The following is a 16,002-nucleotide window of genomic DNA, read 5'->3' on the forward strand; positions in this document are numbered from 1 at the left end:
GTGAGGGCGCGGTCGCGGGCCAGCGCCGCGCGGGCCGCGTTGGCGCCCGGTGCGCCGTGCACACCGCCGCCGGGGTGCGCCGACGCGCTGGCCAGGAAGAGCCGGTCCACCGGGGTGTCCGCCCGGCCCAGGCCAGGGATCGGGCGCAGGAAGAGCTGCTGGTACGCGGCGGAGGTCCCGCCGCCGATCGTGCCACCGACCAGGCTCGGGTTGCCCTTCTCCAGGTCGGCCGGCCCGGCCACGTGTCGGCCCACGATCAGGCTCCGGAAACCCGGTGCCGCCGCCTCCAGCACGTCCTCCATCCGCTGCACGTGCCCGGCGATCTCCTCGGCCCGCCAGTTCCGCCGGAACGGCAGATGGGTGTACGACCAGAGCGACTCGGTGCCCGGCGGGGAGTGGCTCGGGTCCGCCACTGACATCTGGCCGACCAGCAGAAACGGGTCGCGGGGCAGTTCGCCGCGGGCCAACTCGCTGGCGTAGTGGGTGAGCCCGTTCACATCCGCGCCGAGGTGCACGGTGCCCGCGCCGGCCACCTGCTGGTTGGTCCAGGGCACCGGCGCGGAGAGCGCCCAGTCCACCTTCAGCGTGGAGCCGTCCCAGCGGAAGTGCGCCAGGTCCTCCACCAGCCGGGACGGCAACGCCGCCGCGCCGACCAGGTCGAGGTAGAGCGCCGGCGCCGGAACGTCGGCGAGCACCGCCCGCCGGGCCCGCCACAGCGCGCCCCCGACGGTCCGGACCCCCATCGCCCGGCCCCGGGCGGTGAGCACCCGCTCGGCCCGAGCGCCGTAGATGATCGTCCCGCCGCGCCCCTGTAGCCGATCCACCAGCGCGTTGGTGATCTGCTGCGCGCCGCCGTCGGGCACCGGCCAGCCGATCTGCTGGCCGAGCATGGCCAGCAGCCAGCCGTACACGCCGGAGCCGGCCTCCTCCGGGGACAGGTCGGTGTGCAGGGCGCAGCCCGCCAACAGGGCCGGCCCAGCGGGACCGTCGAAGAGTTCGTCGCCGAGTTTGCGGACCGGCACGACGAGCCGCCGCGCGAGGCGCAGCGCGCCGGCGACGCGCAACCGGCGCAGCAGGCCCAGCCCGCCGCGTACCGGCGGGAACGGCGAGGTGATCGCCGCCAGCATGGGCTCGGCCACGTCGAGCCAGTCGGTGTACGCGTTGAGCCAGCGCTTGCCGTCACCGGGGGCGAACTGCTCCAGCGACGCGGCGGTGACGTCCGGGTCCCGATTGATCACCGCGGCGCGACCGTCGGGCAGCAGGTGCGCCAGCACGTCCGGCGAGTGCCGCCAGGACAACCCGTGCCGAGCCAGGTCGAGACCGCCCAGCACCGGTGAGGCGTACCCGAGGGGGTAGAACGAGCTGTAGAGGTCGCTCAGGTAGCCGGGCGCGGTGACCTCGGCGGAGCGGACCGCGCCGCCGGGCACCGCGGTCGCCTCCAGCACCACCACGTCCCAGCCGGCGTCCGCCAGCAGGTTGGCCGCCACCAGGCCGTTGTGCCCGGCCCCGACGATGACGGCGTCGGCGCTCTGCGCGGCGGTGGTTGTCACCGGATCCGCCTACCCGGCGCGCAACCGGGCGAAACGCGTTTGCCTCGCCGGGGCCGGGGCATCCAGCGCCGCATGTACATGGTTGCGCAGCTGGTGGGCGGGGTGTGGGGTGCGGGCGGCGACGGCGGCGAACTGGTCGTGCGTGATCCGGCGGACGACGCGCCGGTGAGCACGGTGCCGGTGGCCACGGCCGACGAGGTGGGCAAGGCGACCCAGGCGGCCCGCAACGCGGCGGCCCAGTGGGCGGCCGTCGCGCCGGCCGAACGGGCGGCGGCGCTGCACCGGGCCGCGGACGCGGTGGAGGCGGTCACCGAGGAGTTGGCGGCGGCGGTCACCGCGGAGATGGGCAAGCCGTTGGCGGATGCCCGTGGCGGCGTCGAGGCGGGGATCGGCACCCTGCGACAGTATGCGGAACTGGCGCCGCTGCGCGGCGGGCGCACGCTGCACGGCGAAACCGACGCGCTGGACTTCCTGACCCCGCAGCCACGCGGGGTGGTCGCGGCGATCACCCCCTGGAACGACCCGGTGGCGGTCTCCTGCGGACTGCTGGGCGCGGCAGTGGTGACCGGGAACGTGGTGCTCTACAAGCCGAGCGAACGGACCCCGGCGACGGGTTGGCTGCTGGCCCGCGCACTGGATCAGGCGCTGCCGGCCGGGGTGTTGTCGCTGCTCACGGGCGGCCCGGAGGTGGGCGCGGCGCTGGCGGCGCAGGACGTCGACGTGGTGGCGCACGTGGGCGCCACCGCCACCGGGCGGGCGATCGCCGCCGCCGCGGCCCGCACCGGCGCGAAGGTCCTGTTGGAGAACGGGGGCAGCGATCCGTTGATCGTGGACGCGGGCGTCGACCCGGAGTGGGCGGCCCAGCAGGCCGCGCTCGGCGCGTTCGCCAACGCCGGGCAGATCTGCGTGGCGGTGGAGCGGCTCTACGTGCACCGGGAGGTGGCCGACGACTTCGTGGCCGCGCTGGTACGGCGCGCCGAAGCGCTGCGGGTCGGGCCGGGCCGGGACCCGGGCACCGAGCTGGGTCCGTTGGTCGACCGCCGGCACCGGGACCACGTGCACGGGCAGGTGGCGGCCGCGGTGGCCGACGGCGCCCGGGTGCGGGTGGGCGGCGAGGTGCCGGACGGGCCGGGAGCGTTCTACCCGGCCACCGTGGTCACCGACTGCCGCCACGACATGCCGCTGGTCCGGGAGGAGACCTTCGGGCCGGTCGCCCCGGTGGTGGTCGTCGACTCGTTCGACGAGGCGCTGCGGTGCGCGGCGGACTCCCCGTACGGGCTGGCCGCCACCGTGCTGACCCGGTCGATGAGTCACGCGCAGCGGGCCTGGCGGGAGCTGCCGGTGGGCACGGTCAAAATCAACGCGGTGTTCGGGGGCGCGCCGGGCGGTGCCGCGCATCCGCGACGGGCCAGCGGGCAGGGCTTCGGGTACGGCCCGGAGCTGCTGGACGAGTTCACCGCCACGAAGGCCGTGCACATCGAGGCGCCGGGCGGCGGGCACTGGTGAACAGCACGGGCGGACGCAGGGGTGGCGCGTCCGCCCGTACCGCGTCGGTGTGCTCCGCGGCCGTCAGTCGCCGCGGGCCTTGCGGGTGGCGCGGTCGTTGGCCTTCTCGATGGCCGTGACCAGCTCCGGCTTGGTCATGCTGGACCGACCGGGTACGTCGAGTTTGCGGGCCACCGACATCAGGTGGTCCTTGGTGGCGTTGGCGTCCACCCCGCCCGCGGTCGGTGCCCGTCGTTCGGGCCCACCACCGGCGGCCTGCTGGTCGCTGGGGCCCTTGCGGCCCTTCGGCTCCCAGTGGTCGCCCACCTTCTCGAACTGGTGCTTCACCGCGGCGAAGGCGGTGCGGTGCGACCGCTCCCCCTCGCCGTAGGTCTCGACCGCCGAGTCGTGCGTCTTCTCCCAGGTGCGCTGCGCCTTATCCGGGGAGCGTCGCAGCGTGCTGGGCAGGTCCTCGCGCCCGGGCATCTCGTCCTCCTCCGTGTCGACAGGATTACCGTGACCGTTCCCCGATGCGACGGCGGCAAACCATAGCGGCACCGGCCGGACGCTGGGCGGGTTTGTCGATTTCCCCATCCGGGTACCGGCGGGCCAGGCCAGACCGGACGACCGGTCATCCGGCGGCCGGGGCGCAGGGAGCGGGCATGACGACCACGGAGCCCGGTACGACGCTCGACGGCACCGCGGGCACCGGGGTGCCCCGACGGGTGCGGCAGCTGAGCTGGCGGACCTGGCGCGGGGTGCTGGTCCGCAGCGTGCGGAACTTCGTCACCGACAACTGCTCCGACTGGGCCGCCGCGCTGACCTACTACGGCGTCCTGGCGCTCTTTCCCTCCGCCATCGTCGTGGTGGCGCTGGTCGGTCTGGTCTCCGACGGGGAGCGGACCCTGGACACGGTGGTCGACCTGGCCAACCAGGTCGGTGCCGGGTCGGTGCTGACCAACGACGAGGGCGGCGTGGTCGGGGTGATCCGGACCGTGGTGCTCGACCAGAGCAATCCCAAGCTGCTGCTGAGCTTCGGCCTGCTCGGCGCGCTCTGGTCGGCGTCGGGCTTCATCGGCGCGTTCACCCGGGCCTCGAACGCCGTCTACGGAGTGGCCGAGGGCCGCCCGGTCTGGAAGCTTCGGCCGCTGCAGATCGGCCTGGCGGCGATCACGCTGGTGCTGCTCGCGGTGGTCGCCCTCGGCCTGATCGTCAGTGGGCCGGTCACCGATGCGGTCGGCGACCTGGTCGACGCCGGCGGCCTGGCCCGCACGCTGTGGAGCGTGGCGAAGTGGCCGGTCCTCGCCATGATCATGATGGTGCTGTTGTCACTGCTGTTCTGGATCGCTCCGAACGTGCGCCAGCCCCGGTTCCGCTGGCTCACCCCGGGCGGCACGGTGGCCCTGGTCTCCTGGGCGGCCGCCTCCTTCGGCTTCGGCCTCTACGTGGCCAACTTCGGCTCGTACGACACCACTTACGGCAGCCTCGGGGCGGCCATCGCGTTCCTGGTCTGGCTCTACCTGTCCAACTCGGCGCTGATGCTGGGGGTGCAGATCAACGCCGAGGTGCAGCGCGGGAGGCAGTTGCAGGCCGGCGACCCGAACCCGGAGGAGCCGGTGCTCCCGCCGCGCAAGCCGGCCGACGACTGAGCCTCCGTTTCCGGCTCGGATGTCCGGTGCGCGCACGGGCCGAGGGCCGGTTCGTGGCCCGGTGCCGGTTTATCGGGTGGGGTGCCGGGTAGCGCAGAAGGCATGGAGCGTGGGAACAGCAAGCACGGACCGAGGATCGACGAGCAGATGAGTCAGGAGGTCAGCGGCCTCGTACAGGGGCCGGGGACCGGAGGCTCTCGAGTCGACGAGTCGCGGGTGCCGGAACCGGCTGGCGAGGACCAGCCGGAGACGACCACCGCCCCGGCCGGCGACCTGCGCACCGGCACCCCGCAGGGCATGAGCTCCACGGACGTCGAGCAGCGCAGCCGGCTCGGCCGGTTCATCTCGATGAGCGCGCTGCCGGGCGACCGCCTGGTGCTCATCGCCAGCGCCCGGGAGAACGAGGCGCCGGACGACATCGTCGCGGCGCTGGAACGGCTGCCCGAGGGCACCGTCTACCAGACGGTCTCCGAGGTGTGGGCCGCCCTGGGCAACAAGAACGAGACAACTCGCTGGTAAGCAGGATCGCCCCCGATCCGGCAATCCACCAGCGGCTGAAGGAGGTTCCCCGATGAGTGGCGTTACCGAACACGTGGACGTTTCCGGGCCCGTACGCACCGCGTACGACCAGTGGACGCAGTTCGAGGAGTTCCCCGAGTTCATGGAGGGTGTGCAGGAGGTCCGGCAGCTCTCCGACACGATGACCCACTGGACTGTGGACATCGCCGGGGTGAAGCGCGAGTTCGACGCGGAGATCACCGAACAGCTGCCCGACGAGCGGGTCGCCTGGCGTTCCACCGGCGGCACCCAGCAGGCCGGCGTGGTGACCTTCCACCGCCTGGACCAGGACAAGACCCGGGTAACCCTGCAACTCGAGTTCGAGCCGCACGGGGTCGTCGAGCAGGCCGGCGACAAGCTCGGCATCGTCGACCGGCGGGCCAAGGGCGACCTGGAACGGTTCAAGACCTACATCGAGCGGCGTGGTCAGGAGACCGGCGCCTGGCGCGGACAGGTGGACCGTCCGCAGCCGTGACCGTAAGCAGTGACCTGCGATGGCCGCCGGGGTTCCGGCGGCCATCGCCGTACCCGAGCCCCGGTCGGCCGTTTGCGATCATCGGGCCCGGGTACGGCTGGTGGTATGACCGACGACAACATCAGGGTGTGGCGGAACGAGGAACGGCTGCCGTTGGAGGATCTGGAGCGTGCCGTGTCCGGCTCCAGCCTCGACGGGCAGGCCGATGACGTGACAGGCAACGACGCCGGCGAGGAGGCCGCGTTCGGGCACGGGCCGGCCGCGTCGGAGCGCGACGGGCAGGCCCGGGGCAACAGCCGGGAGGACACCGACCCGCAGCGCGCCTACCGCCCGTCCACCACCGGCCGGACCGGACCGGACGTCTGAGCCTCGCTCCCGGCCGGTGCGGCCGCCACCGGCCCGGGAGGCCCGGCGGTCGGTCGGCGGGCACCCCACTCGTAGAGCGCGAGCAGCGCCAGCGCGAGCGCCAGCAGCGCCGAGCCCAGCACCTGCACCGACGTCTGGCCGATCAGCACGCCCAGCCCGGCCGGGACGAGCGCCGCCCCGATGCCCGCGGCACCGATCTGCAGCCCGATGGCCCGGTCCGCGTGCTTCGCGCCGACCCGATCGGCGGTGGTGAGGGTGAGCAGCGGAAACACCGGCGCGGCGGCGAAACCGACGACGACCAGGCCGAGCACCGCCAGGACGGCCGGCCCGGGTACGGCGATCAGCGCCGCGCCGACGGCCATTCCGGCCAGGCTGACGCGCAGCACCAGCCCCGCCCCCAGACGCTCGGCCACCAGACCCTGCACCACCCGGCCGACGAAGAGACTGCCCCAGTACGCGGAGACGCAACCCCCGGCCAGCGCCGCGCTGAGCCCGCGCCCGTCGGTCAGCAACAGGAACGCCCACAGCCCGGCGGAGACCTCGATCGCCACGTACAGCACGAAGGCGAGCGTCCCCGACCAGACCGCCGGCAGCCGTAGCGTGTCCCGGACCGGGACCCGGACGGTCGGTGCCGGCCCACCAGCCGTGGCCTGCACAGCGACGCCCACCTCGGTGGGTGCGGTGACGGCTTGGGCGGTGACGGCCGGTGCGGTGACGGCCGGGGCGCGGTGCCAGGCCCGCACGGTGAGCGCGAACGCGGCGGCGAGGACGAGTTGGGCGCCGGCCACGATGCCGTACCCCCAGCGCCAGGCGAGCCCGGTGCTCAGCACCCCGGTCATGATCAGCGGACCGATGGCCACGCCGAGGCCGAAGAAGGCGTGCAACCAGTTCATGTGGCGGGGCCCGAACGCCCCGGCGGCGTACGCGTTGAGCCCGGAGTCGACAGCGCCGGAGCCGAGCCCGAGCAGCAGCGCACAGCCCACCAGCACCGCCAGCACGGGGCTCACCGAATAGCCGGTCAGCGCAAGGCTGGCCAGCAGGGTGCTGCCGGCGAGCAGCGCACCGACACCGATCCGGGCCAGTGTGAAACCGGCCAGCACGCTGGAGGTGAGATAACCGACGGTGCCGGCGGTGAGCACCCAGCCGACCGCTTCGGTCGGTACGTCGAAGTCGCCCCGGATCGAGGGCCAGCCGACGCCGAGCAGGCCGTCGGGCAGGCCGAGACTGACGAACGCGAGGTAGGCCAGCAGAAGCAGCGAGGCGCGGGGGCGCGCGGGCGGGGTGGACACGAGACACCATCCTGCCGCAGCGGCACCTTAGCGCTGTCGGCACCCGATCGCCGAGCGCGCAAAGAAGTCGTGTCCGTACGGTTGAGAAAACGGACAGCTCATCCAGAATCGGCCGATCGGAGGACGGCAATCCAGCTCGTTCGCGTAAGAATTTCGGGATGCATCAAGGCTCCGGAATCCTCTCCACGCGTCAGCGCCAGCTCGCCTGGCTCGGCTTCCTGCTCGCCGCGCTCCAGGCGCCCGTCTCCGCCTGGCTCGTCACCGACGAGTCGTGGCTGTTCAGCCTCTGCGTCGCGCTGATGGTGGCCACCGTGATCATCGCTGACGACGCGGCGCGGCGACGCCCGGCCAACGCGACCAGCGACTAGCCTCCATTGCCCGGCCGGGCCTCGTGGCCCGGCCGGCCCCGGCTCCGGCGGCGTTCCTTCATCTCCGCCTCGTAGAGGTGGCGCCGCCCGCCCACCAGTTCGTCGCGGGCCTGCTGGTCCACCTCCCGGAACAGCGCATGGTAGCCGTCGTCGAAGTCCTCGACGATCTGGAACGTCCACCGTCCGGCGATGACGTTGCGGCCGCGCAGCTCGGTGGCGATCCGGTCGGCGAGGTGCGGATGCCCGGCGGCACGAAACTGCTCCACCGCGTCGTCGAGCATCAGATCGGCGTGGCCGATCAACTGGTGCATCGAGTAGAGGTGCCCCCGGGCCCGCTCCACACACTCCAGCGCCTCGCTGAGCTTGCCGAGCGCGGCAACCGTGGCGTCGCTGACCCCGTCCGGTCGCCGGTGCCGCTCATCCGGTCCGTCCGCCTGCTGTCCCATCCGTGCCTCCGTGCCGTGTGCCGTCATCCGCGGGTGGTTCTCCTGCTGCCCCGTCTGTGCCGGATCAACCCCTGCGGCCAGTGGCGCTCGCCCCAGTGGCGCAGCAGACATCCGCCAAGCGGCCGAGGCCGACCCGGTCGACGGTCGGTTAGCCTCGGTCACCATGCGTGTGCCGTTCAACCGGGTCGCCTCCCGTACCGCCGTCGACTCGGCGCGGTCCACCCTGGCCGCCCTCACCGTCTCCGTGGGCACTGTCGGGCTCGCCGCCGCCGCCGCGCGACCGGGGCTGCTGGCCCTCGTCGACCAGCACGCGGCGGGTGTGCGGGACAGCCTCGACGGGGACCGTCACCCGCTGACCTCGGCGGCGCTGGCCGGCTACGCCGAGGGGGTCCGCGCCGCCGCGCTGGAGCACGGGTGGGTGCCGCCGGCCGCGCCGGTCGACTGGAGCCAACCGGATTGGCTGCTCACCCGCCTGCTCGCGGTCTGCGCGCTGGCCCGCTCGCTCGACCGGGACTGACCGCGCGAGGCGCGACTGAAGCGCGCGAGGCCGGACTGGGACCGCGCGCGAGGCGGGTCCGGGACGCGCGCGGGGAGGGCGCTCCGCGTCGTCCACGGAACACCCTCCCGCACGCCGTGCCGTTCGTCCCGCTACGAGCGGTACTGCTGGGCTTCGTCCACCCGAGGCATGGCCTGGGTGCGGTCACCCCCGCGGTCGGCCATCTGCCGCCCCACGTCGCTACGCCCGGCCGCCGCGGCCTGACGCTGCTGCTGCACCGCCCGGGCCTCCTGGGCAGCCCGGTCCAGCCAGCCGTCCCAGCGCCTCTGCATCGGCTTCACGAGGCCACCACCGACGCCGACGATCAGGATGCCGGCCACCGTGGCGAGCACCGCGATCAGCACCGGGGTGGTCACCGTGGTGGCGATACCCACCTGGTTCAGCGCGGCGATCACACCGAGGGCGATGATGAAGATCGCCGTCAGGTCGGCCAGGACCTTGCCGTACGAGAGCCCTCCCAGCGCCCCGGTGATCAGATCTCGGGCGGCGTTGGCGATCGCGGCCGCCACCACCACGATGACGATCGCGACGAACGCACGCGGCAGCCAGGCCACCACGCCGCGGATCAGGTCACTGATCGCGTTGGGCCCCCAGACTCCGAAGGCGAACTGCAGCGTGAACAGCAGTACGGCGTAGTACGCCAGTCTGGCCAGGATGTCGCTGGCGTCGTACTTCGTCCTCTCCAGGGCCCGTTTGATGCCACCGCGTTCGACCGCCTCGTCGAAGCGCACCCGTTCCAGCACCGTATCCACGATCTTGAGGACGGCTCTGGCGATGAGCCAGCCGACCACGAGGATGACGATGAAGGCCACTGCCTTCGGGATGAAGAGCAGCACCGACCTCCAGGTGTCGGCGATGGCATCGCCGATGTCGGCCTGCCGGACCGCGAGGGTTTTCAGCATGATGTCCCTCCTGTCGCATGGACTGCGCCGGGCGCATACCCGGCATCTGGTCCGGCACTCCGCGCAGCGCGCGGCGTTTTTCGCGACGGACCTCCGGACAAGGGTCCTGAACTGCCCGAACGGCCAGCGCGAGGGACGCGGCGACGGCCCGCCGCCGTGGTCGGATGCCTTTTCCGGTCGGCCGACTAGGCTGCGAACATGCCAGGAACGGTCGGGCGGGTGCCCACGCCAGCAACTCCGGGCCCGGGTGCGCCCCGCGGGTCCGGGGGCCCGCCGGTCGGCGTGCTCGCTCATGACTGGGCCGCCACCCCGCTGGGCCCGGCCGACGACTGGGACGTTGCCGTCCAGGCCGTGGTGGAGCTGATCCTCGCCTCGCCGATGCCGATGGCCCTGGCGTACGGCGACGACCTCGTTCTGCTCTACAACGCCGGCTACGCCGAGCTGCTGGGCAGCAAGCACCCGAGCGCCCTCGGCCGCCCGGCCGCCGAGGTGTTCGCGGAGATCTGGGCGCTGCCCGGCGTCGGTGCGGTGATCGAGCGTTGCTACCGACAGGGCGAGCCCTTCCTGGAGAAGGAGTCCACCCTGCCGCTGGTCCATGGCCACTCCGCGACGGTGGAGCAGGCGGTCTTCACCCGGGGCTACTCCCCGGTGCGCGACAGCGCCGGGCAGATCGTCGGCGTGTTGACGGTCGCAACCGAGACCACCCACGTCACCGAGCAGTTGCAGAGCCTCAGCGAGGTGGCCGCGGCGCTCGCCGGCACGCTGACGCTCGACGACGTGGCCCGGGTGGCGCTGCGGTACGCGATCACCACGTTCGACCCCGATCAGGCTTCGTTCGCGGTCGACGAGGGCGGCGGCGGCTGGCGGATGGTGCGTCGGGTCCGTGGCGAGTTGCTGGACGAGGCCGACGAGCGGCTTCCCCCGCTCTGGCGGCGCGCGGCGGCGGACTGGTCGGCCCCGGTGGTGCAGGCGGCACGCTCCGGCGCCCCGTCGTTCGCCCGGGACGGGCAACCGCTGCGGGACACCGCCGTGGACCGCCACGACCAGAAGATCCGCGCGATGGCGGCGCTGCCCCTGGGCACCTCGGTGGTCCGCGGCGGGCTGGCGGTCGGCTACCAGGTCCCGCACACCTGGTCGCCCGCCGAGCGGGCGCTGCTGGCCGCCTCGGCCGAGCTGATCGGCCAGGCAGCCGAGCGGGCCCGCCGGTTCGAGACCCAGCACGGCACGGCCCAGCTGTTGCAACGCAGCATGTTGCCGGAGCACCTGCCGGATCTGCCCCGGTTGCGGATCGCGGCCCGCTACGACCCGGGCGTGGACGGCAACGCCGCCGGCGGTGACTTCTACGACGCGTTCCTGCTGCCCAACGGCGCGCTCGGCGTGGTGCTGGGCGATGTCGCCGGGCACGACGTGCAGGCCGCCGCGCGGATGGGGCAGGTCCGGGCCGCGCTGCGCGCCCTGGCCCTGGCCGACCCGACGCCCGACGCGGTCCTGGCCGGTCTGGACCGGCTGGTGACCAGCCTCGGCGCGGAGGCCGGCACCCACGAGCTGTTCGTCACCGTGGCGTTCGGCGTGATCGACGCGGAGCGGCAGGAGCTGACCCTGTCCAGCGCTGGTCACCCCGCCCCGCTGATCCGCCGCAGCGACCCGGACGGTCGGTTTCACGCCGAGTACGTCGACGTCCCGGCCGGACCGCCGCTGGGGCTGGCCGGTCGGCCGGGCACCACGACTGTCGCGTTCCGTCCCGGTGACACCCTGCTGCTGTTCAGCGACGGGGTGGTGGAGCGTCGCCGGCAGAGCCTCAGCGCCGGGCTGGCCACGCTGAGCGATGCCATCGCCAAGGCCGGCAGTGGTGACCCGCGCGCGCTCTGCGCGGTGGCCACCGCGGCGGTCCCGGGCGGCACCGAGGACGACGTGGCCGTACTGGCGGTCGAGCACGCGCTCAAGCCGAGTCGTTCGGCGAGCATGGAGGTGCCCGCGGAGCCGACCGCGCCCAGCCGGGTCCGGCACTGGCTGACCGGCCAGCTCACCGAGTGGCAGGTGGCCGAGTCGGTGATCGGGGCGGCGGTGCTCTGCACCAGCGAGCTGACCACCAACGCGTTGCTGCACGCCGGCACGGCCGCCCGGGTGGAGATCGATCTCAGCGCCGAGCGGCTGCTCGTCTCGGTCGCGGATTCCGGCACGCGGGGCACCGTGACCCGGGCCCGTACCGACACGTTGAGCAGTCGTGGGCGCGGCCTCGGTCTGATCGAGGAGCTCAGCGACGCCTGGGGCACCGACCCCTCGGTGCGCGGCTCCACCGTCTGGTTCGAGATCCTCACGCCGCCGCACCCGTGAGACCACCCCGGCCCCGGGTAGGAGGACGCCCATGGCTACCGACCGACTCGCCGGCGTCCTCTTCGACGTCGACGGAACCCTGGTCGACACCACCTACCTGCACACCGTGAGCTGGTGGGAGGCGTTACGGCAGACCGATCAGCCGGTGCCGATGGCGATGGTGCACCGCTCGATCGGGATGGGGTCGGACAAACTCCTGGACCATCTCCTCGGCCCGGAGCGGGACCGCGACGCCGACTCGAAGCTGCGCGACGCGCACGACACCCTGTACGCCGAGTACTGGGAACGCCTCACGCCACTGCCACGGGCGGCGGACCTGCTGCGCGCCTGCGCCGAGCGGGGCCTGCGGGTGGTGCTCGCCACCTCCGCCGCCGAGCATGAGCTTGTTGCGCTGCGCCGGGCGCTGAACGCCGACGACGTGGTGGACACGGTCACCTCCTCGGCGGACGCGCAGGCGAGCAAGCCGGCACCGGACATTCTGGAGGCGGCGCTGGAACAGTCCGGGTTGACCGCCGAGCGGGTGATCTTCGTCGGTGACTCGGTCTGGGACGTCGCCGCGGCCGGCAAGCTGAACATCCCCTGCGTCGGGCTGACCTGCGGTGGCACCAGCCGCGGCGAACTGGCCGGCGCGGGTGCCGTGGCGGTGTACGACGACCCGGCCGCGCTCCTGTCCGAACTGCCTGACTCGCCGCTCAGCCGGCCGCGGTGAGGATCACTCCGGTCCACCGACGCGTACGCGCATAGCCGAACCCTCTGCGGGGCAAGGTCTGTCACCACCTGCCCCGCGCCCCGCGGGCGCGGTTGAAGGGTGGTGCCGTGGAGCCGGTAGATGTGGCGTTCGCGCTGGTGGGTCTGGGCGCTCTGCTCGCGGGCATCCTGCCGCGGGTGCTGGAGCAGCGCCCGCTGTCCATGCCGATCGCCTTCCTCGCCCTCGGCATGCTGGTGTTCCTGCTGCCGGTCGGGCTGCCGTCACCGGACCCCCTGGCCCACCCGGAGCTGACCACCCACCTCACCGAGATCGGGGTGATCGTCGCGCTGATGGGCGCCGGGCTGAAGATCGACCGGCCGTTGAGTTGGCGGCGGTGGTCGTCCACCTGGCGGCTGCTGGCGATCGCGATGCCCCTGAGCATCGCGGCGGTGGCCCTGCTCGGTTGGTGGTGGGCGGGGCTGGTGCCGGCCGCCGCGCTGTTGTTGGGCGCCGCGCTCGCCCCCACCGATCCGGTACTCGCCGCCGACGTGCAGGTCGGCGAGCCGACCGACGTGGAGGACTCCGAGGACGAGGTCCGCTTCGCGCTGACCTCGGAGGCCGGCCTCAACGACGGGCTGGCGTTCCCGTTCGTCTACGCCGCCATCGCCATCGCCTCGACCAGCCTGGCCCCGAGCGACTGGTTGGCCGAGTGGTTCACCGTGGACGTGCTCTGGAAGATCAGCGTCGGTGTCGGCGGTGGACTGCTCATCGGGTGGCTGCTCGGCAAGCTGTTCTTCCGCGCGCCCAGCCAGCTGCGGCTGGCCCGGCACGCCGAGGGCTTCCTGGCGCTGGCCGCCACGTTCCTGGCGTACGGGCTGGTGGAGGTGGTCGGCGGGTACGGCTTCCTGGCGGTGTTCGTGGCCGCCCGGGCCATCCGGGCCGCCGAGCGGACCCACGAGTTCCACTCGGTGCTGCACGACTTCGCCGAGCAGGTCGAACGACTGCTCACCCTGGTGCTGTTGCTGCTGCTCGGCGGCGCGATAGTGGGTGGCCTGCTGGGCCCGCTGACCTGGCCGGCGGCCGCCGTCGGGCTGGCGCTGGTGTTCCTGGTACGGCCCCTGATCGGCTGGTTGTCGCTGCGCGGCGCGCCGGGACGCCCCGCCGAGCACTGGGTCATCTCGTTGTTCGGCATCCGCGGGGTCGGCTCGTTCTACTACCTCGCGTACGCCACCACCAAGGCGGACTTCCCGCAGGCCGAGCTGCTCTGGGCGACCGTCGGGCTGGTGGTGCTCGTCTCCGTCGTGGTGCACGGCATCACGGCGACCCCGGTGATGCAGCTGCTGGACCGGGAGGGTGAGCGGACCTCCGACCCGGCTGAGCGGGACGCCGAGGCCAGGCCCGTCGCGGCAGCCGGGCACGCCTGAGTGCGTGCCTCAGGCCAGCCGGGCCCGCCTGGGGGCGCGGTTGGCTCAGGCCAGCCGGGCGGCCAGCGCGCGGCCCAGGTCCCGGCCGGAGCGCCAGGCGCTCTGCACCCGGGGCTTGCCGAACGCGTCGCCGGCCAGGCCGATCCCGTCGGCGTCGAGGTGGTGGGTGGGGCCGGCGGCGTCGCCGGTCGGCTTCGCGTACGTCCAGCGGTGCACGTGCACGTCGACGGCCCGATCGGGCAGCCCGAGCAGATCCCGGACGGCCTGCTCGATCGCCGGGCCGGCCCCGGTGGGTTGAGCCAGGTGCCCGGCCGCGAACTCCGGCACGGTGTGCGCGACCAGCACCGGCGCGCCGTCACCGCGCCGGTCGCCGTCGTCGCAGACGAGGTTGAGGACCGGGTGTTCGTTGACGAACGCGCCCCGGAAGTCCGGCCAGCGCCGGGTCGGGAAGCGCAGCACCGCGGCCAGGGACGGTGACCAGCGCTGCGCCTGCACGACCCGGGTGGCGTCGGCCAGGGCCGGATCGAGCAGCAGGGCGGCCTGCGGGCCGGGCATGGCCAGGGCGACCGCCGCACACGACTCCCCGTCCACGACCGGGCCGGGCTCCACGGTGAGCACCAGCCGGTCGACTGTCACCGGCACCGCGCCGGCCAGGTGCTCGACCAGCGAACGCAGCCCACCGGGGGCGGCGAAACGCATCGGCCCGGGCACCTGGTGGCTTCCGCTCCGGTCGTACGCCTGGAAGGTGTCGGTCCACTCGCGGACCAGCCCGGCGGCGCGCCACTGGTCGACCAGCGCGGCGAAGTCCGGGTCGGTGGCGGTGAAGTAGGCGGCGCCGATGTCGGCGGGCCGGCCGTGGAAGCGTTTGCTGGCCATCCGGCCACCGCAGACGTGCCCCCGCTCGCGGACCTGCACCGGCACCCCGGCCCGGGTCAGCTCGACCGCGCAGGCCACCCCGGCGATACCCGCACCGACCACCACGACACTCGACCGGTCCACCGTCATCCGATGATCGTAGGCGGCGGTCCGGCATGAACCACGACTGATCGGGGTACTGGCACACCTGTTCGAAGAAAGGGTGATGATGATGACGGACCGCCGCACCGAGCAGGCCGACCAGAACGCCGCGATCAAGGACCCGGACGAGTGGGTCACCGGGGACGAGCCGCCGACCGCCGCTCAGGAGTCCTACCTGAACACGCTGGCCCGGGAAGCCCACACCGACCTCCCGGACGACCTGACCAAGGCCGAGGCGTCCAAGCGGATCGACGAACTCCAGGCCAGGACCGGCCGGGGTCAGTAGACAACGCCATTGCGTTAGGCGGACAGGCTGTTCGTCCAGCGGCGCACCCGCACTGCCCCTGCTCCGCGGGCTGGGCTGGTCAGGGGCGGGGAAGCTTGTGGAGACGTACCTCGGTCAGGCTGCCCTTGTTCAGCTCGGCGGTTTGGTAGGTGGCGTGGGGTTGGGATCGGCGGTCGGTGGGTGAGCCGGGGTTGAGCAGGCGCAGCCCACCGGGCGCCTCGGTGTCCCAGGGAATGTGCGAATGCCCGAAGACCAGTAGGTCGACGTCGGGAAAGCGGGCCGCGCACCGCTGCTCACGGCCGGTCCGTGGCCCGGTCTCGTGCACCACCGCCACCCGCAGGCCGTCCAGCTCGACCCGGGCCACCTCCGGCAGCCGGGCGCGCAGCGCCGGGCCGTCGTTGTTGCCGTACACCCCGATCAGTCGGCGCGATCGCGCGGTCATCGCGTCGAGCAGGGCCTCGTCCACCCAGTCGCCGGCGTGCACCACCACGTCGGCCGCCTCGATGGCCGCCCAGAGGGGCCCGGGTAGGTCCCGGGCCCGCTTCGGTAGGTGGGTGTCCGCCGTGAGCACCAGCCGCATCCCGGCATTGTCCCCCGAGTCCCGGCCCC

At 73.3% G+C, this 16,002-nt stretch carries 18 protein-coding genes; 11 read left to right on the plus strand and 7 right to left on the minus strand.

The features are described 5' to 3' along the window. Window positions 1–1,550: NAD(P)/FAD-dependent oxidoreductase (locus tag ABZU52_RS27930; RefSeq protein ID WP_354973944.1), on the minus strand; the 1,550-nt coding region annotated here is incomplete at its 3' end. Between the two features lie 72 nt (window positions 1,551–1,622). Between ABZU52_RS27930 and ABZU52_RS27935 the strand changes: the two genes are divergently transcribed. After that, window positions 1,623–3,056, plus strand: a complete 1,434-nt coding sequence (locus ABZU52_RS27935) for an aldehyde dehydrogenase family protein (protein ID WP_354973945.1) — start codon at window positions 1,623–1,625, stop codon at window positions 3,054–3,056. 63 nt (window positions 3,057–3,119) lie between these two features. Here the strand turns inward: ABZU52_RS27935 and ABZU52_RS27940 are convergent, their stop codons facing one another. Next, complete coding sequence (locus tag ABZU52_RS27940; RefSeq protein WP_354973946.1) at window positions 3,120–3,521, minus strand: ChaB family protein; 402 nt, start codon at window positions 3,519–3,521, stop codon at window positions 3,120–3,122. A gap of 176 nt (window positions 3,522–3,697) precedes the next feature. Here ABZU52_RS27940 and ABZU52_RS27945 point away from each other — a divergent pair, with 176 nt between their 5' ends. The 4 genes from ABZU52_RS27945 (at window position 3,698) to ABZU52_RS27960 (ending at window position 6,083) form a co-directional block, all read left to right on the plus strand. After that, a complete protein-coding gene (locus tag ABZU52_RS27945; RefSeq protein WP_354973947.1) occupies window positions 3,698–4,684 on the plus strand; it encodes a YihY/virulence factor BrkB family protein in 987 nt (328 codons plus the stop codon). A gap of 102 nt (window positions 4,685–4,786) precedes the next feature. After that, window positions 4,787–5,203 (plus strand): DUF2795 domain-containing protein, encoded by a 417-nt coding sequence (locus tag ABZU52_RS27950; protein WP_088947320.1) that lies wholly within the window; start codon window positions 4,787–4,789, stop codon window positions 5,201–5,203. Window positions 5,204–5,255: 52 nt separating this feature from the next. Further along, window positions 5,256–5,717: an SRPBCC family protein gene (locus ABZU52_RS27955; RefSeq protein ID WP_354973948.1), complete on the plus strand. Its 462-nt coding sequence runs from the start codon at window positions 5,256–5,258 to the stop codon at window positions 5,715–5,717. 105 nt (window positions 5,718–5,822) lie between these two features. Further along, window positions 5,823–6,083, plus strand: a complete 261-nt coding sequence (locus tag ABZU52_RS27960) for a hypothetical protein (RefSeq protein WP_354973949.1) — start codon at window positions 5,823–5,825, stop codon at window positions 6,081–6,083. Here the strand turns inward: ABZU52_RS27960 and ABZU52_RS27965 are convergent. Continuing rightward, window positions 6,041–7,372 (minus strand): MFS transporter, encoded by a 1,332-nt coding sequence (locus ABZU52_RS27965; protein ID WP_354973950.1) that lies wholly within the window; start codon window positions 7,370–7,372, stop codon window positions 6,041–6,043. The genes ABZU52_RS27960 and ABZU52_RS27965 overlap by 43 nt on opposite strands. A 158-nt stretch (window positions 7,373–7,530) precedes the next feature. Between ABZU52_RS27965 and ABZU52_RS27970 the strand changes: the two genes are divergently transcribed. Then, on the plus strand, window positions 7,531–7,740 hold the full coding sequence (locus ABZU52_RS27970; protein WP_354973951.1) for a hypothetical protein: 210 nt from the start codon (window positions 7,531–7,533) through the stop codon (window positions 7,738–7,740). Here ABZU52_RS27970 and ABZU52_RS27975 read toward each other — a convergent pair. Then, window positions 7,737–8,186 carry a hypothetical protein gene (locus ABZU52_RS27975; RefSeq protein ID WP_354973952.1) on the minus strand — a complete coding sequence of 150 codons (450 nt, stop codon included), beginning with the start codon at window positions 8,184–8,186 and terminating at the stop codon, window positions 7,737–7,739. The two genes, ABZU52_RS27970 and ABZU52_RS27975, sit on opposite strands and share 4 nt — an antisense overlap. A 163-nt stretch (window positions 8,187–8,349) precedes the next feature. Between ABZU52_RS27975 and ABZU52_RS27980 the strand changes: the two genes are divergently transcribed. Continuing rightward, window positions 8,350–8,703 (plus strand): DUF6401 family natural product biosynthesis protein, encoded by a 354-nt coding sequence (locus ABZU52_RS27980; RefSeq protein ID WP_354973953.1) that lies wholly within the window; start codon window positions 8,350–8,352, stop codon window positions 8,701–8,703. Window positions 8,704–8,834: 131 nt separating this feature from the next. On the opposite strand, the gene ABZU52_RS27985 is transcribed toward ABZU52_RS27980, so the two are convergent. Continuing rightward, window positions 8,835–9,644, minus strand: a complete 810-nt coding sequence (locus tag ABZU52_RS27985) for a hypothetical protein (RefSeq protein ID WP_354973954.1) — start codon at window positions 9,642–9,644, stop codon at window positions 8,835–8,837. A 198-nt stretch (window positions 9,645–9,842) separates the two neighbouring features. On the opposite strand from ABZU52_RS27985, the gene ABZU52_RS27990 reads away from it, so the two are divergent. The 3 genes from ABZU52_RS27990 (at window position 9,843) to ABZU52_RS28000 (ending at window position 14,090) form a co-directional block, all read left to right on the plus strand. After that, entirely contained in the window at window positions 9,843–11,978 is a 2,136-nt protein-coding gene (locus tag ABZU52_RS27990; protein ID WP_354973955.1) for a SpoIIE family protein phosphatase, read from the plus strand. Between the two features lie 31 nt (window positions 11,979–12,009). Then, the gene (locus tag ABZU52_RS27995; protein ID WP_354973956.1) at window positions 12,010–12,687 is read left to right on the plus strand and encodes an HAD family hydrolase; all 678 of its coding nucleotides are present in this window, start codon (window positions 12,010–12,012) and stop codon (window positions 12,685–12,687) included. 107 nt (window positions 12,688–12,794) lie between these two features. Next, complete coding sequence (locus ABZU52_RS28000) at window positions 12,795–14,090, plus strand: cation:proton antiporter (RefSeq protein WP_354973957.1); 1,296 nt, start codon at window positions 12,795–12,797, stop codon at window positions 14,088–14,090. A gap of 45 nt (window positions 14,091–14,135) precedes the next feature. On the opposite strand, the gene ABZU52_RS28005 is transcribed toward ABZU52_RS28000, so the two are convergent. After that, complete coding sequence (locus ABZU52_RS28005; protein ID WP_354973958.1) at window positions 14,136–15,095, minus strand: FAD-dependent oxidoreductase; 960 nt, start codon at window positions 15,093–15,095, stop codon at window positions 14,136–14,138. 79 nt (window positions 15,096–15,174) lie between these two features. Between ABZU52_RS28005 and ABZU52_RS28010 the strand changes: the two genes are divergently transcribed. Further along, window positions 15,175–15,393 carry a DUF3072 domain-containing protein gene (locus tag ABZU52_RS28010; RefSeq protein ID WP_354973959.1) on the plus strand — a complete coding sequence of 73 codons (219 nt, stop codon included), beginning with the start codon at window positions 15,175–15,177 and terminating at the stop codon, window positions 15,391–15,393. A gap of 79 nt (window positions 15,394–15,472) precedes the next feature. Here ABZU52_RS28010 and ABZU52_RS28015 read toward each other — a convergent pair whose 3' ends face one another. After that, window positions 15,473–15,973, minus strand: coding sequence for a metallophosphoesterase (locus ABZU52_RS28015; RefSeq protein WP_354973960.1), 501 nt, complete (start codon window positions 15,971–15,973; stop codon window positions 15,473–15,475). Window positions 15,974–16,002 lie beyond the last annotated feature (29 nt).

Origin of the sequence: Micromonospora sp. NPDC005220 (genome assembly GCF_040607895.1) — a bacterium.
Taxonomy (GTDB): Bacteria; Actinomycetota; Actinomycetes; order Mycobacteriales; family Micromonosporaceae; genus Micromonospora.

Excerpts from the sequence above, each read along its gene's own strand:
- ABZU52_RS27935 (WP_354973945.1), top strand. The coding sequence starts at position 1,623 with ATGTACATGGTTGCGCAGCTGGTGGGCGGGGTGTGGGGTGCGGGCGGC.
- ABZU52_RS27940 (WP_354973946.1), bottom strand. The coding sequence starts at position 3,521 with ATGCCCGGGCGCGAGGACCTGCCCAGCACGCTGCGACGCTCCCCGGAT.
- ABZU52_RS27945 (WP_354973947.1), top strand. The coding sequence starts at position 3,698 with ATGACGACCACGGAGCCCGGTACGACGCTCGACGGCACCGCGGGCACC.
- ABZU52_RS27950 (WP_088947320.1), top strand. The coding sequence starts at position 4,787 with ATGGAGCGTGGGAACAGCAAGCACGGACCGAGGATCGACGAGCAGATG.
- ABZU52_RS27955 (WP_354973948.1), top strand. The coding sequence starts at position 5,256 with ATGAGTGGCGTTACCGAACACGTGGACGTTTCCGGGCCCGTACGCACC.
- ABZU52_RS27960 (WP_354973949.1), top strand. The coding sequence starts at position 5,823 with ATGACCGACGACAACATCAGGGTGTGGCGGAACGAGGAACGGCTGCCG.
- ABZU52_RS27970 (WP_354973951.1), top strand. The coding sequence starts at position 7,531 with ATGCATCAAGGCTCCGGAATCCTCTCCACGCGTCAGCGCCAGCTCGCC.
- ABZU52_RS27975 (WP_354973952.1), bottom strand. The coding sequence starts at position 8,186 with ATGGGACAGCAGGCGGACGGACCGGATGAGCGGCACCGGCGACCGGAC.
- ABZU52_RS27980 (WP_354973953.1), top strand. The coding sequence starts at position 8,350 with ATGCGTGTGCCGTTCAACCGGGTCGCCTCCCGTACCGCCGTCGACTCG.
- ABZU52_RS27985 (WP_354973954.1), bottom strand. The coding sequence starts at position 9,644 with ATGCTGAAAACCCTCGCGGTCCGGCAGGCCGACATCGGCGATGCCATC.
- ABZU52_RS27990 (WP_354973955.1), top strand. The coding sequence starts at position 9,843 with ATGCCAGGAACGGTCGGGCGGGTGCCCACGCCAGCAACTCCGGGCCCG.
- ABZU52_RS27995 (WP_354973956.1), top strand. The coding sequence starts at position 12,010 with ATGGCTACCGACCGACTCGCCGGCGTCCTCTTCGACGTCGACGGAACC.
- ABZU52_RS28005 (WP_354973958.1), bottom strand. The coding sequence starts at position 15,095 with ATGACGGTGGACCGGTCGAGTGTCGTGGTGGTCGGTGCGGGTATCGCC.
- ABZU52_RS28010 (WP_354973959.1), top strand. The coding sequence starts at position 15,175 with ATGATGACGGACCGCCGCACCGAGCAGGCCGACCAGAACGCCGCGATC.
- ABZU52_RS28015 (WP_354973960.1), bottom strand. The coding sequence starts at position 15,973 with ATGCGGCTGGTGCTCACGGCGGACACCCACCTACCGAAGCGGGCCCGG.